Consider the following 14,035-nt stretch of genomic DNA (forward strand, 5'->3'; position numbering starts at 1 on the left):
TTCTGCGCAGTTTTAATGGAATTTACCGTTAATCAAATAGCATCACTTTTAGGTGGCGAGGTAAAAGGAGATGGGGAATTGAAAATTAACATGCTGGCTAAAATTCAGGAAGCTGAAAAAAGCCAGATATCCTTTCTCTCTAACCTCAAGTATGAGAACCATCTTTATAGCACTAACGCCGGTGCTGTAATAGTAAATAAAGATTTCGAACCCAAGAAACCGGTTAAGACAACTTTAATACTTGTTGAAGACCCGTATTCATCATTTACGGTGCTTCTTGAAGAATATCATAAGTTTATCAGTTTCCAAAAGACAGGTATTGAAGAACCCTCTTTTATAGGTAAGGACTGTCAGGTGGGACAGGATGTCTACCGCGGCGCTTTCTCATACATTGGCAACAATGTGAAAATTGGAGACAATGTAAAAATATACCCTCACGCCTATATTGGAGACAATGTGAAAATTGGCAACAACACCATCGTAAACTCAGGGGTAAAACTATATGCCAACACAGTCATCGGCAATAATTGTGTATTACATTCTGGTGTGGTAATAGGTAGCGATGGGTTTGGGTTCGCACCACAGGAAGATGGTACTTATAAGACCATTCCTCAAATGGGCAATGTAACCGTAGGCGACAATGTAGATATTGGAGCCAACACCGTTATTGACTGTGCCACTTTCCATGGCGATTCCACAAAAATCCATAGTGGCGTCAAGCTTGACAACCTTATCCAGATTGCCCACAATGTAGAAATCGGAAAGAACACCGTTATTGCAGCCCAATCAGGCGTCAGTGGTTCAACTATCATCGGAGAGAACTGTGTTATTGCAGGGCAGGTCGGCATTGCTGGTCACATTGTACTGGCCAACAAAACATCAATTGGAGCAAAAGCCGGTCTTGGAAAATCTATCAAGGAAGAAGATGCCAAACTTATGGGCAGCCCGGCCTTTGATGTAAAAGATTTCTACCGCTCGTATGCCGCATTCAAAAATCTCCCCGATTTAAATGCCAAATTGAAGCAACTTGAAGAAAAAGTACTAAATTTGCCGACATTTCAGGAAAAGCAGTAATGAATATCAAACAACACACGATAAAGAAATCCGTAACACTTTCCGGAGTAGGTTTACATACAGGTGTAGAAACTAACATGACTTTTCTTCCGGCTAAACCGGGGCATGGCATTAAGTTTCAGAGAATTGACCTTGAAGGTCAGCCTGTGGTAGATGCGGATGTAGACAACGTAGTAGATCTGTCCAGAGGTACAACTATAGAGCAAAGTGGTGCTCGCATCAATACCGTTGAGCATACCTTAGCCGCCTTAGTAGGCCTGGAAATTGACAACGTACTTATCCAACTGGACGGTCCGGAGCCTCCCATCATGGATGGCAGCTCTCAGCAATTTGTTGATATTCTTAACGAAGCTGGAACTGAGGAACAAAATGCTCTGAGGGATTTCTACGAGGTTCAGGATAGCATCTTTTACAGAGAACCTGCAAGAGATGTTGAAATAGCAGCTCTCCCTCTGGATGATTACAGGGTAACAGTAATGATAGATTATAACTCCCCTGTTCTTGGCAGCCAGCATGCTTCATTAACTGACATTAGCCAGTTTGAAAAAGAGATAGCTTCCTGTCGAACTTTCTGTTTTCTGCATGAACTGGAAATGCTGCACAAGCATAACCTGATTAAAGGTGGCGATCTAAATAATGCTATAGTTGTTGTTGATCGCGTTGTAAAAGAAGAAGAACTAGAAAGTCTGGCCTCACTTTTTAACAAGCCAAAAGTAGAAGTTAAAAAAGAGGGTATACTCAATAATGTTGAACTAAGGTACCGCAACGAGCCTGCTAGACACAAACTGCTAGACGTCATGGGAGACCTTGCCCTGGCAGGAAAACCTATAAAGGCGCAAATACTTGCTGCAAGACCCGGCCATGCTGCGAATGTAGCATTTGCAAAAAAACTTAAGCGGGCTATGGAGACTTCTGCCAAGCAGAATGCCCCAAAATACAACCCGAGTTTGCCCCCTGTACTTGACATCAACCAGATTTCAAATATACTTCCCCATAGATATCCATTTCTACTCATTGACAAGATCATTCATTTAGATGAAGAGAGTGTATCTGGTGTAAAAAACGTGACACTCAATGAACATTTTTTCATGGGCCACTTCCCGGGTAACCCTGTTATGCCGGGAGTTTTACAAGTAGAAGCTATGGCTCAAATTGGCGGAATTTTGGTTCTGAACACAGTTCCCGATCCTGAAAACTATTGGACGTACTTCTTAGGAATAGAGAACTTCAGATTTAGAAAGATGGTATTGCCCGGAGATACGCTGGTGATAAAATGTGATTTGTTAGCGCCAATCAAAAGAGGCATCGCAAAAATGACAGGAAGGGCATTTGTAGGAAACACGCTGGTATGTGAAGGAACAATGACTGCCAGCATAGTAAGGAAAGACTCATGAACCAACCATTAGCATATATTCATCCTCAGGCTAAAATTGCCAGGAATGTAGTTATTGAACCATTTTCTACCATCCATAAAAATGTTACTATAGATGAAGGGACATGGATAGGACCGAATGTAACAATATTTGAAGGCGCCAGAATAGGTAAGAACGTAAAGATCTTTCCTGGCGCATCAATATCTGCAGTACCTCAAGACCTGAAATACAAAGGAGAAGAAACCGAGACTTTTATCGGTGATAACACCGTTGTGCGTGAGTATGTAACGGTAAGCAGAGGCACAGATGACAGAGATAAAACAGTAATAGGAAGTAATTGTCTGCTGATGGCTTATGTGCACGTAGCCCATGACTGTATTATTGGAGACAACTGCATTATAGCCAATGCCGTGCAAATAGCAGGTCATGTTACTGTACAAGATTATGCCATCATTGGTGGATCAAGTGCTATACATCAATTTGTAAAGGTAGGTGCGCACAGCATGCTTTCTGGCGGTTCATTGGTAAGAAAAGATGTACCTCCATACACTAAAGCAGCCCGAGAACCTCTTACTTACTGCGGCATTAACTCCATTGGCTTAAGACGCAGGGGTTTCTCATCTGAGAAAATAAATGAGATACAAGAAATATACAGATACGTGTTCCTGAAAGGGTTAAATAACTCCAAAGCCCTTGACCTCGTAGAACTGGAACTTGCTCCTTCAAAAGAACGCGATGAAATCATTAACTTTATAAGAAGCTCTGACCGTGGTGTAATGAAAGGATATTCTTATTAAGTTGCATTAGGTCGTCATATGGAAGTATCCCTTCAAAATCTAGCCAAAAGATATAATAAGGAATGGATCTTCAAAGACCTTAGTTATGATCTTGCAGCAGGTGAATGCTATGCATTGATAGGGTCCAACGGAAGTGGAAAATCAACTCTATTGCAAATAATATCAGGTTACCACCTACCTTCTGCCGGTAGTATAGCCTATATGAATCAAGGTGCCCCGATTGCCCCTGAACATATTTTTCAACATATTTCCATCTCTACACCTTACATGGAATTGATTGACGAATTTACGCTCAGAGAGCATCTTGATTTCCATTTCAAATTCAGAAAGATGCGAGAGGGATATACCGTTCACAAAATAATAGAAAGTTGCCTTTTGCTAAGTGCCAGGGATAAGTACATTAAAAATTTCTCCTCAGGCATGAAACAGCGATTAAAGCTGGCACTGTCCTTTTATACCGAAAGCAAATTGGTATTGCTTGATGAGCCAACATCAAACCTGGATAATCAAGGTACGCAATGGTATATGGAAAGGGTAAGGGAACTAAGAAAGACTGATGCAACAGTACTTATAGCATCGAATCAAGATTATGAATATGAGGAATTCTGCTCAGAACACATTGATCTACTGAAATATAAGAATTAAAGGTTACCTATCCTTACCGATATATATTTATCAAAAGCTAAAACAATATTATCAATTTATTCATTATTTTAGCTGGATGTTTGAATAACAAAATAAAAAATTTTTATCTTTCGAACTAGTAATTTTGTATTGTAAACTTAGTATTAATGAAAAATCTAACCTACTTATTTAGCGCAGTTATTCTGTTAGTGGTATTAACAACAATAGGTTGTAAGAAAGACGATGATCCGGGGCTTTCTGAAGAGGAACAACAATTAGAAGCATTGGCGGGAACTTGGGTTGCCACTACTGTTAACGACGGGGTTCAGGATAGACAAGACTATGACGGTTTCACTCTGACTATAAATAAAGAATTGACCTATTCAACTGCAGGCGGTCCTAATCTGCTTCCTATGCCAGAAGCTGGATCATTTGTTTTCGGCACCAATGTAAAAAGCAATATAGTTATTGATCCTACTGACGCTAATATCCCTGCCACATACTCAATAGCTGCAGATGGAGCTACTCTAACTTTATCATTTACTTATAGTGGTTCTGGCTTTGCAAATACCAGAACAAACAGTGTAAACGGAAGCTGGACATTCACGTTCGCAAAACAATAAAATACAAATACAAAAAAGCGGCTCTTGAATGTCAAGAGCCGCTTTTTTTTTGTACTTAGTCCACTTCTATTTCAATTCAATAACACTGATACCCGCTCCTCCCCTTTCAACATGTTCATCATGAATTGAAGCTACCAGTCCCGAATCTTTTAAATAGTTTCGGATCAAGTCCCTGAGCACTCCATTGCCCTTACCATGCAGTATTCTGATTTCCTGCATATTAAAAAGCAGGGCATCATCAATAAATTTATCAACCAGTCCTAAAACTTCCTCAACCCGCTTACCTCTGACATCCAGAGTTGAACTGAATTCGGCAAGCTTCTGATTTAGATTCATCCCTGAAACACTTCGTGTCGGATTCTTCTTTGCCTGCTTGGCCATACCTTTGGAGATTTTTTCCAGCCTATTGAGCTTTACCATAGTTTTTAATCCACCGATCAGAACTTCTCCATCCTTACCTCTGATATCAAGCACCTCCCCAACAACATCTTTATCTTTGATTCGTACGTGATCGCCTACTTCTACTTTACCAGGAATCACTTTTAGCTTCTCATGCTCTTCGATAATCTGTTCCGGGTTCACCCTTTCCTTTAACTGTCCTAACCTCTCCCTTACTCTTTTGGTCTCCTTCTTTTCAGCTTTATTCTCACGAATATGCCTAATGGTCTTCTCTATCTCACGGTTGGTGCTGGACAATAGTTGGGCTGCTTCCTTTTTAGCTGAATCGATAATCTCCTTCTTGCGATTCTCCAGTTTATTATAGAGTTGATCGTACTTATTCTTCAAGTTCTTAACTAGTTGTTCAGTCTCTCTGGCTTCTTTTTCGCGTCGGGCTATTTCCTGCTCTTGTCTTTCCAGTTTAAGAATGAGGTCATCTACATTCATTGATTTACTTCCAGCAATGCTCCTTGCGTAGTCAATAACCTGAGGTGACAGTCCTATTTTCTTAGCAATTTCAAGAGAAAAAGAACTACCTGGCTTTCCAATTTCAAGTTCATAAAGTGGTTCCAGATTTTGCATATCAAACTTCATAGCCCCATTTATCACGCCTTCCTTTTGACCTGCATAATGCTTTATATTACTATAGTGCGTAGTAATAACTCCATTCCCCTGTCTTTCGACCAATTTATCAAGTATTGCTTCGGCAATAGCTCCTCCAAAATGCGGATCTGTACCTGTACCAAACTCATCAATAAGGCAAAGGGTTTTTTTATCCGTATGCTTCAAAAAGTATCGCATATTAGTCAGGTGAGAACTGTAGGTACTCAAGTCATTCTCAATGGATTGCTCATCTCCAATATCTATGAAAATGTTTTCAAAAACACCTGCAACAGATCCCTCCCCCAAGGGCACCAGCAAACCACTCTGCAACATATACTGAATAAGACCAACTGTTTTAAGACATACTGATTTCCCTCCAGCATTAGGCCCTGAAATAATGATCATTCTTTGTTCTTCTTCCAAAGCAATATCAAGAGGAACTACCTTACGACCAGTTTTTTCGTAGGCAAGAAACAACAGCGGGTGCCTGGCCTTCTTCCATCGCATACTCCTTTCGTCACTAACTTTAGGCATCAACGCATTCATATCAATGGCCAACCGTGCCTTTGCCCGTATAAAATCAATCAATGACAGAAACTGATACGCACGCCTGATATCATCCAGGTTTTCACGCAGAAGGTCTGTAAGCGCCGTCAGGATACGGATAACTTCTCGCTTCTCTGCATTCTCAAGCTCTCTAATTTCATTGTTTCCTTCCAGTACTTCAGCCGGCTCCAAAAACACTGTCTGCCCCGTAGCTGACTCATCATGTACAAACCCTTTTATTCTTCTTTTATATTCGGCTGTTATGGGAATCACCATCCTCCCATCCCTGATAGTCATAGAAGCTCCTTCAGGCACATATCCATCCTTCACCGCATTTTTATAAATACTATTCAGTGTTCTCCTTACCTGAGCATGCTTGGATTTTAATTGCTGCCTGACCTCTGCTAGCTGTTCGCTTGCTGAATCTTTTACATACCCGTTGTCATCTATCTTATCGCTGATCTTACGGCATATACCTTCATCAAACTGCACCATGTTGGTAAGCAAATGGAGCTGAGGAAACTCCTGGGATCGCTTACGCAAAAACCTATCGCAAGAAAGTATGGTCTGTAATGATCTATTGATATTAAGAAATTCCTCCTCTAAAAGAAACGCCCCTTCTGTCTTAGACCGCTCAAGAGCAGTAGATACATCCAGAAAATAACTTGATGGAAATAGTTCGCTTGCCACCAGTATTTTCATAAACTCTTCTGTCTGTAAGAGCAGTTTTCTGATGTGATCTGGCTTATTGCTTAGTGTTATCTTGTCTACAATAGCACCTCCCAGGTTTGACAGGCATTTCTCCTTTAATAAAAGTCTGATTTTATCAAAGCCCAATTTGGCTTCTATATCTTTTGGGTAAAGCATTTATTTTCTTTCTTCCTCGATTTCTTTTTTTTCCTTTCCGCTCTTCTTATCGTCACGCACCTCTTCTTTTTCCCTTTTCTCTTTTAATCGTTGCTCTCTGAGATTCAGGCTATCCAGCACAATGCTATAAATCTCTTCCAGTTGTTTAGGATGGTTATAATAGTAAGTCATACTACGATAATAAACAGAATCAGTTACTTCATGCTGTTTAAAAAGTTCTCCTTCATACACATCAAATATAGCCATGGAAGAGTCTCTGCTCAACCGCAGGTTGTTCACTCTACTTTCAGCAATATAAATATCAATAAAAAGCGGCACCATTTCCGCTTTTGGAAGCAAGTCATCCGGAACATCATCCTCTTTTGAACAAGCTACCAGGAGTAAGACATAACATATTACAAGTAATTTCGTTTTCATTTGAACTATATTAATCAAGACGTTATGCACTATATCATGCATAAGCTCCTATTTTTTAAATTTGAATATTCAATGCAGGTTTTACGTGCATACTATTAATGGAGTTATATTTAAAATATCTGACCATCCATTAGTAAGGTAAATAATCCTGTCAAGGAAATCATTTTTCCATAACAGGATTATTCATCAACTTTGTTATAATTTTATAGCCAAAATTGAGCCAATGAAGGATCTCTTAAAAAAGCTACGAAAATACGAAATACAAATCAGAAAGGCTATTAACAGCCAGATGCAGGGGGACTTTCATTCAATTTTTAAAGGATCAGGCCTTGAATTTGACGATGTGAGGTCTTATCAGTATGGTGATGATATACGTACCATTAACTGGAATGTAAGTGCAAAAGGCCATGGCACTTTTGTAAAAACCTTTAAAGAAGAGAAAGAGCAAACTGTATTTTTTATTTTGGATGTAAGCGGCTCTCAGGAAATAGGAAGCCCTGGCAAGCAAAAGATGGACATAGGAAAGGAAATCTGTGGGGTTCTCTCATTATCAGCAGCAAAGGAAGCCAGCAAAGTTGGTTTGATCTGCTTTTCTGACCAGAAGGAAAAGTACATAAAGCCAAGAAAAGGGCCTCAACTTGCTTATGAAATTGTGCATACGCTGGCGCACTTGAAACCACAATCTCAAAAAACTGATCTTAGCAAAGCCATTTTATTTACACTAAATACAATAAAGCGCCGTAGTGTAATTGTATTTATCTCTGACTTTATCGATGAAGGCTATCACCACAACCTGAAAGGACTGGCTAAAAAACATGATCTGGTCATGATCAGGATAACGGATAAACGAGAAACAAAACTACCCAAACTGGGAATAGTTCCTATCTATGAAAAAGAGAGTAAAGAAACCATATGGGTCAACACTTCTTTCGGTAACTTCAGATCAAGAATTAAAGAAAACTATGCTGAGAATGAAGAGTATCTCACTAAATTCGCAAAACGCCATCAAATCAATTTTGTAACGATTGACACAGAAGAGGACTACGTTCCTAAACTTCTGAAATTATTTAAAATAAGAAATAAAACTTTAAAGAGTGTATAAAGGAATAGTACGGGGCCTTCTACCGGTTTTATTTTTTGTTGTTTTGAATGCTCAGGCTCAGCAAATCAAACCGCAAGGTCAATTTTTAAATGATAGCATTAAAATTGGGGTTCCTATTGGGTACTCCTTATCAGTGAAATACCCCAAAGGGGTGGATGTTGTATTCCCTGATTCATTGTACGATTACTCTCCCTATGAGTTAGATCACAAACGCTACTTCCCCACCCAATCGGATAGCACACATAGCTATGATAGTGCCATTTATTACATTACCTCTTTCGAAATAGACACTATTCAACATCTGAAATTGCCAATTTTTGTGTTGCATGGCAAAGATAGCACTACTGTGTATGCAGATACAGACGCTGCTATTCTTCAACAGCTTGTAACAGAAATACCTGATTCCGTAGCGGTAGAAGCTATGCCTTTGAAGGAAAATACAACTTATAAGAATGTAGGGCTTCAATTCAACTATCCTTATTTCATTATTGGTGTTGGGATACTTGCTATTCTAACTATACTCTTTTTTGTTCTTTTCGGCGGCAGACTCAAGAAACATTTTAAGCTCAAGAGGTTAAAGCGAGCTAATAACAGGTTTATAGAAAAGTACGATACGTTGGTGCTCAATGAGAATGAAACAGAAAAAAACAAAGCCGAAAAAGTATTGATTTTATGGAAAAAATACCTTGAAAAGCTTGAATCAAAGCCCTACACCCAATTAACTACGAAAGAAATCATTCAATTTTACAAGCCAAAAAGTATTGGCGATTCGCTAAAAGCCCTTGACAGGGTCATTTATGGTAATCTAAGTGTGAATGGTGAAATCATGAAACAATACACTGTACTTAAAAAATACGCTCAGGAAAAATTCATGGAAAAAGTAGAGGAGGTGAAGCATGGATGAACAGGTAAACTTTGAAAACCCATGGTACAGTCTTGAATGGTTTTCCCCCGGAGTTTTCAAAAACTTCACTTGGGAAAATAAAGTACTGCTCTATGCACTTATATTGATACCCATATTCATTGTTGCCAGATGGGTGATCAGGTATTACCTAAACCAGAAGCTCCCCATAGCACTTACCAAAAGCCAGATCAAGTCAAACCCTGCTAATCTGGTAAGACTTATCCCCGATATACTGTTGATACTACTTACCGCACTGGTGATCGTAGCACTTGCCCGCCCTCAAAAGTCAAATGAAAAGGTAGAACAGTGGACTGAAGGAATTGATATAATGTTGGTCATAGACATTTCGCAGTCTATGCAAATCCAGGACTTTAAACCTAATAGGCTAGAATCTGCCAAAGAAAAGGCCATGGACTTTATCAATGGTAGATTTCAGGACAGGATCGGCATTGTAATATTTTCTGGAGATGCTTATTCCCTTTCCCCACTAACTACTGACTATGAACTCCTGAAATCTTCTATTGAGGAAATTAACTTCGAAATGATAGAAAACCGTGGTACCGCCATAGGTAGCGCCCTCGCAGTAGCCACAAATCGTATGCGCGAGTCTGATTCAAAATCCAAGGTAGTGATTCTCCTGAGCGATGGAGATAATACGGCAGGCAATATTGATCCTATAACAGCAGCTAAACTTGCTTCAGCATATGATATCAAGATCTACACCATTGCAATTGGGAAGGAGGGCAAGGTACCCTATGGAAAAGATTTTTTTGGCAGACCTAGAATGGTGGACAACACCTTGGATGAAACAACACTAAGAGATATAGCTGATATTGGGGAAGGTCAGTTTTTCAGAGTATCCGACAATGACGCCTTGGAAAAAGTATTTAAGATCATCGACCAGTATGAAAAAGCTGAAATCAAGGAAACAAGATATAAAGACACTTCCGACTTTTATATCAATTACCTGAATTGGGCTGTTTGTATTTTTCTTTTATGGTTGCTATTGAAGTCTACCTTTATATCCAATGTGCTTCAGGATTAGACTTACCAGCTGTAAACGAACATTCTAAGGCCGAAAGCTATTAAAGCTAATCCTACTGCTACATTTAAAATAGTAAAGAGCCTTGGTGTAATTAAAGCCCTAAGTTTGCCTGCAAGGTATGCTTTGATCACATCAGTAATAAAAACGATAAGCATGATTACCCCAAAAAACAGAACCAGCGTTTCCCCTGAATAACCATACTCAATAGTTGCCATACTCATAGCGCCTAGCCAAAAAAGCAACACAAAAGGACTTACTCCGTTGATGATGAAGCCCTTAAATATGTACCTGAAAAAACCCTTCACGGAAACTGAACGATGTACTATGTTTGTTTTTTTTCTGGACTTAAAGAGGGAAACAATGCCAAATACAATCAGAATCCCTCCTCCAGTATAACCTATCCATTCCTTATACTCCGAGTCATTGATAAACTGAGAAAGACCAAAGTAGGCCAGATTGATATAAACTACATCGCTAAAGAAAATACCTATAGCAACTAATATAGCTTTATTCAGTCCCTTCTCAATACTGGTTTGAAGCAGCGTAAAAAAGACCGGACCAATCAGCACTGCCAGTACGAGACCGAAGATTAATGCATTGACAACAACCATTCGTACTGACTACTTGATAAAGTTTTTCCAGTCTTCATATTGAGCACTCTTTATAACTCGTGGAAATTTGTTTTGCCCACCTACCTTACCCTTGGACTCCATCCATTTGTAAAAAGTACCAACCGGGAGAACATCAACATAAACTTCCTTAAGTGCTGCACCACGCTCTACTGCATAATCATCATTGAGCTCTTTTAAGTAATTATCAAGCTTAGTCCGTATCAATTCCGTATCCACATTAGCATCTGTACCGATATACCAATGATGCGCAAATAATGTATTATGAGGGATACCAGCCACTGTGAACTCGGGAATTTCTATATTCAGGTCATCACCAACCATTTCAATGGCCTTATTCATATTATCAACTGACATATGCTCACCACAAAGGCTCAAAAAATGCTTGGTCCTTCCGGTTATAATAATTTCAGACTCTTCCTTAGAAGTAAACTTCACCACGTCACCTATGATATATCTCCAGGCGCCAGCACAAGAGGAAAGTAAAAGAGCGTATTCCTTCCCCTCCTCCACTTCATCAATCATCAGCGTTTCCGCGCTTTCCAGAATGTCTCCATTCTCATCGAAGTTTTTCTCTTCAAAAGGCACAAACTCATAAAAAATACCATTATTTAAAACCAGCCTCATTGAGCGGTGGTTAGGCTTACCCTGAAAAGCTATGAAGCCTTCCGAAGCTAGGTAAGTCTCTATGTAATAGATCTCCTTGCCCAGCAACTTTTGAAACCCCTTCCTATACGGGTCAAACGAAACTCCGCCATGAACATAAACCATTAAGTCAGGCCATATTTCATGGATATTGGGAACTTGGTGATAGTCCAGTATTTTCTCCATCAGGATCTGTATCCAGGCAGGGACGCCAACAATAATGCTAATATTCCAATCCTTGGCTTTTTTGGCTATTTCACCCAGCTTTTCATCCCAATCTTTTGTCTTGGCTATTCTTTTACCAGGCTTATAAAAATGTTGAAACCAAAAAGGTAATTGTGCGGCCTGAATACCACTTAGATCCCCTTCAAAATAGCTACCTCTATTGTTGAGTTGCGTACTACCTCCCAACATCAAAATACCCCCCTGAAAAAAGTTGGAAGGTAAATCATACTTACTCAAAGAAAGTATTTGCCGGATGCTAGTTTTTTGAATAGCCCGTTTCATGTCCTTCGTTATCGGCAAGTACTTTGATGATGCCTCTGAAGTACCTGAGCTTAACGCAAAATACTTGACATTACCGGGCCAACAAACACTTCTTCTTCCCTGTTTAGCTGCATGCCACCAATCCGTATACATTTTATTGTAATTATGTATAGGCACCTGCTCTTTAAACAACTGAAAAAAAGCTTTTTGATCTTCCTTTTTATAAGCATTAAGAATATTGTTAAACAAATAATGTTTTCCGAAATCAGTCTGGCTTGCAGTTATAAGAAGCTTCTTCAGTTCTTGCTTTTGTATATCGAAAGGGTTCGAATACTCCTGCTCCAAGCTTTCCCTAATCCTTATCCCTTTCTTCAATAAAGTACCTAAAATAGGCATATGCTCTCAGTTAAAATTTCTTACTTTGTTACTTATAAATATTGACCCGATATTAAAATTATAAAATGGATATCAAAAACAATATTAAGAAAATTCAGGATTATTTATCAGGAAAACCAGCCCGATTAGTAGCCGTAAGTAAAACTAAACCAGCAGACCTGATAAAAGCTGCTTACGATGAAGGTATTAGAGTTTTTGGAGAAAATAAGGCGCAGGAGCTTTCAGAAAAACATGAGATACTTCCAAAAGATATTGAGTGGCACATGATAGGTCATTTACAAAGAAATAAGGTGAAATACATAGCTCCATTTGTATCACTTATTCACTCCGTTGATAGTATCAGGTTATTGCAGGAGATCGATAAACAAGCCAGGAAAAATGACCGGATTATAGACTGCCTTCTACAAGTTCACATCGCTGAAGAAGATACTAAATTTGGATTTTCTAAGGAAGAATTGAAAGAAATGCTGGCCTCTCTAGAGTTCGGTGCTTTTGAAAACATCAGAATAGTAGGCTTAATGGGTATGGCTACTTTTACTGACAACCAAGATCAAGTGCGAAGAGAATTCAAATCTTTAAAAATCATTTTTGACCAATTAGCTCAACAGTCAACATACGAAAATGTATCTATGAATGAGCTTTCTATGGGTATGAGTGGTGATTATAAAATTGCCATAGAAGAAGGCAGCACACTAGTAAGAGTTGGCAGCGCTATATTTGGAGAGAGAAATTACGCATAATGAACAAGAATATATTAATAACAGCAGGGATATTGGGAGCCTTCTCCGTAGCTATTGGCGCCTTTGGAGCTCATGGACTTAAGCCCTTATTGATAGAGTACGGCCGTATGGAAACTTTCGAGACTGCCGTAAAGTACCAATTTTATCATACTCTGGCTATTTTGGGACTCGGCATATTAATGCTAAAATTCCCCAATAAATATTTTAAATATGCCGCTCATAGTATGCTTGCCGGTATAATTATCTTTAGCGGATCGTTATATGTGCTTTGCTTGTCAAATATTGCCGTGCTGGGAGCTGTTACTCCGATAGGAGGTGTGATGTTCATATTAGGCTGGATATTCCTGGCCCTGGGCGCTAAAAAGGTCATCTAAATCCAGTATAGACTTAATACATACCTCACATATCCATGGTTTATGGATATGCTTCTCCTCCTATCTATCTCCTTTATTTGATATAAGTTGTCTTGCAGGTTTTGACATGATATTCTCTTATCAACTATGTTCATGTGTACTGATCTAATCATAAGATATTTACAAATATTATTACCACCATTGGTATACTCTTACACTCACTATGGATGAAAGACCAGACACTTATTTGCGGCATAACGGATGATGACAACAGGCCAGAAAAATATTACGGGAGGGCTATTACTTAAAACAAAGAGGCCGTCTCAAAAGTCATTTTGGGACGGTTTTCTTTTTCAACAGATTTAGATGTTTT

At 39.1% G+C, this 14,035-nt stretch carries 14 protein-coding genes; 10 read left to right on the plus strand and 4 right to left on the minus strand.

The features are described from left to right. Positions 1-15 precede the first annotated feature (15 nt). The 5 genes from lpxD to JMN32_RS06625 all read left to right on the plus strand — a co-directional run bounded on the left by lpxD (position 16) and on the right by JMN32_RS06625 (position 4,491). Positions 16-1,074: a UDP-3-O-(3-hydroxymyristoyl)glucosamine N-acyltransferase gene (gene lpxD / locus JMN32_RS06605; protein ID WP_202855518.1), complete on the plus strand. Its 1,059-nt coding sequence runs from the start codon at positions 16-18 to the stop codon at positions 1,072-1,074. Beyond that, complete coding sequence (locus JMN32_RS06610) at positions 1,074-2,468, plus strand: bifunctional UDP-3-O-[3-hydroxymyristoyl] N-acetylglucosamine deacetylase/3-hydroxyacyl-ACP dehydratase (RefSeq protein WP_202855519.1); 1,395 nt, start codon at positions 1,074-1,076, stop codon at positions 2,466-2,468. The genes lpxD and JMN32_RS06610 overlap by 1 nt, the downstream gene beginning before the upstream one ends. Beyond that, on the plus strand, positions 2,465-3,244 hold the full coding sequence (gene lpxA / locus JMN32_RS06615) for an acyl-ACP--UDP-N-acetylglucosamine O-acyltransferase (protein WP_202855520.1): 780 nt from the start codon (positions 2,465-2,467) through the stop codon (positions 3,242-3,244). The genes JMN32_RS06610 and lpxA overlap by 4 nt, the downstream gene beginning before the upstream one ends. An 18-nt stretch (positions 3,245-3,262) precedes the next feature. Further along, positions 3,263-3,889 carry an ABC transporter ATP-binding protein gene (locus tag JMN32_RS06620; protein ID WP_202855521.1) on the plus strand — a complete coding sequence of 209 codons (627 nt, stop codon included), beginning with the start codon at positions 3,263-3,265 and terminating at the stop codon, positions 3,887-3,889. Positions 3,890-4,035: 146 nt separating this feature from the next. Next, on the plus strand, positions 4,036-4,491 hold the full coding sequence (locus tag JMN32_RS06625) for a hypothetical protein (RefSeq protein WP_202855522.1): 456 nt from the start codon (positions 4,036-4,038) through the stop codon (positions 4,489-4,491). A 66-nt stretch (positions 4,492-4,557) separates the two neighbouring features. Here JMN32_RS06625 and JMN32_RS06630 read toward each other — a convergent pair whose 3' ends face one another. Continuing rightward, entirely contained in the window at positions 4,558-6,945 is a 2,388-nt protein-coding gene (locus JMN32_RS06630) for an endonuclease MutS2 (RefSeq protein WP_202855523.1), read from the minus strand. Then, a complete protein-coding gene (locus JMN32_RS06635; RefSeq protein ID WP_202855524.1) occupies positions 6,946-7,362 on the minus strand; it encodes a DUF4296 domain-containing protein in 417 nt (138 codons plus the stop codon). It lies immediately after the preceding gene. 223 nt (positions 7,363-7,585) lie between these two features. Here JMN32_RS06635 and JMN32_RS06640 point away from each other — a divergent pair, with 223 nt between their 5' ends. From JMN32_RS06640 to JMN32_RS06650, 3 genes are read left to right on the plus strand one after another with little or no spacing between them, the layout of a single operon-like run. Beyond that, a complete protein-coding gene (locus JMN32_RS06640) occupies positions 7,586-8,464 on the plus strand; it encodes a DUF58 domain-containing protein (RefSeq protein WP_202855525.1) in 879 nt (292 codons plus the stop codon). After that, on the plus strand, positions 8,457-9,368 hold the full coding sequence (locus JMN32_RS06645) for a hypothetical protein (protein WP_202855526.1): 912 nt from the start codon (positions 8,457-8,459) through the stop codon (positions 9,366-9,368). The genes JMN32_RS06640 and JMN32_RS06645 overlap by 8 nt, the downstream gene beginning before the upstream one ends. After that, complete coding sequence (locus JMN32_RS06650) at positions 9,361-10,413, plus strand: vWA domain-containing protein (RefSeq protein ID WP_202855527.1); 1,053 nt, start codon at positions 9,361-9,363, stop codon at positions 10,411-10,413. The genes JMN32_RS06645 and JMN32_RS06650 overlap by 8 nt, the downstream gene beginning before the upstream one ends. Positions 10,414-10,415: 2 nt before the next feature. On the opposite strand, the gene JMN32_RS06655 is transcribed toward JMN32_RS06650, so the two are convergent. Both JMN32_RS06655 and JMN32_RS06660 read right to left on the minus strand, forming a co-directional pair. Next, positions 10,416-11,024 (minus strand): LysE family translocator, encoded by a 609-nt coding sequence (locus JMN32_RS06655; RefSeq protein WP_202855528.1) that lies wholly within the window; start codon positions 11,022-11,024, stop codon positions 10,416-10,418. A 9-nt stretch (positions 11,025-11,033) separates the two neighbouring features. Further along, the gene (locus tag JMN32_RS06660; RefSeq protein WP_202855529.1) at positions 11,034-12,569 is read right to left on the minus strand and encodes a GH3 family domain-containing protein; all 1,536 of its coding nucleotides are present in this window, start codon (positions 12,567-12,569) and stop codon (positions 11,034-11,036) included. A 65-nt stretch (positions 12,570-12,634) separates the two neighbouring features. Between JMN32_RS06660 and JMN32_RS06665 the strand changes: the two genes are divergently transcribed. After that, positions 12,635-13,309: a YggS family pyridoxal phosphate-dependent enzyme gene (locus JMN32_RS06665; protein WP_202855530.1), complete on the plus strand. Its 675-nt coding sequence runs from the start codon at positions 12,635-12,637 to the stop codon at positions 13,307-13,309. Further along, positions 13,309-13,683: a DUF423 domain-containing protein gene (locus tag JMN32_RS06670; protein ID WP_202855531.1), complete on the plus strand. Its 375-nt coding sequence runs from the start codon at positions 13,309-13,311 to the stop codon at positions 13,681-13,683. Before JMN32_RS06665 ends, JMN32_RS06670 begins: the two co-directional genes overlap by 1 nt. Positions 13,684-14,035: the final 352 nt, after the last annotated feature.

The sequence above is a fragment of the Fulvivirga marina genome (assembly GCF_016775155.1).
GTDB lineage: Bacteria > Bacteroidota > Bacteroidia > Cytophagales > Cyclobacteriaceae > Fulvivirga > Fulvivirga marina.

Bases quoted from the DNA above. Each gene is read 5' to 3' on its own strand.
- lpxD (WP_202855518.1), top strand. From the start codon at position 16: ATGGAATTTACCGTTAATCAAATAGCATCACTTTTAGGTGGCGAGGTA.
- JMN32_RS06610 (WP_202855519.1), top strand. From the start codon at position 1,074: ATGAATATCAAACAACACACGATAAAGAAATCCGTAACACTTTCCGGA.
- lpxA (WP_202855520.1), top strand. From the start codon at position 2,465: ATGAACCAACCATTAGCATATATTCATCCTCAGGCTAAAATTGCCAGG.
- JMN32_RS06620 (WP_202855521.1), top strand. From the start codon at position 3,263: ATGGAAGTATCCCTTCAAAATCTAGCCAAAAGATATAATAAGGAATGG.
- JMN32_RS06625 (WP_202855522.1), top strand. From the start codon at position 4,036: ATGAAAAATCTAACCTACTTATTTAGCGCAGTTATTCTGTTAGTGGTA.
- JMN32_RS06630 (WP_202855523.1), bottom strand. From the start codon at position 6,945: ATGCTTTACCCAAAAGATATAGAAGCCAAATTGGGCTTTGATAAAATC.
- JMN32_RS06635 (WP_202855524.1), bottom strand. From the start codon at position 7,362: ATGAAAACGAAATTACTTGTAATATGTTATGTCTTACTCCTGGTAGCT.
- JMN32_RS06640 (WP_202855525.1), top strand. From the start codon at position 7,586: ATGAAGGATCTCTTAAAAAAGCTACGAAAATACGAAATACAAATCAGA.
- JMN32_RS06650 (WP_202855527.1), top strand. From the start codon at position 9,361: ATGGATGAACAGGTAAACTTTGAAAACCCATGGTACAGTCTTGAATGG.
- JMN32_RS06655 (WP_202855528.1), bottom strand. From the start codon at position 11,024: ATGGTTGTTGTCAATGCATTAATCTTCGGTCTCGTACTGGCAGTGCTG.
- JMN32_RS06660 (WP_202855529.1), bottom strand. From the start codon at position 12,569: ATGCCTATTTTAGGTACTTTATTGAAGAAAGGGATAAGGATTAGGGAA.
- JMN32_RS06665 (WP_202855530.1), top strand. From the start codon at position 12,635: ATGGATATCAAAAACAATATTAAGAAAATTCAGGATTATTTATCAGGA.
- JMN32_RS06670 (WP_202855531.1), top strand. From the start codon at position 13,309: ATGAACAAGAATATATTAATAACAGCAGGGATATTGGGAGCCTTCTCC.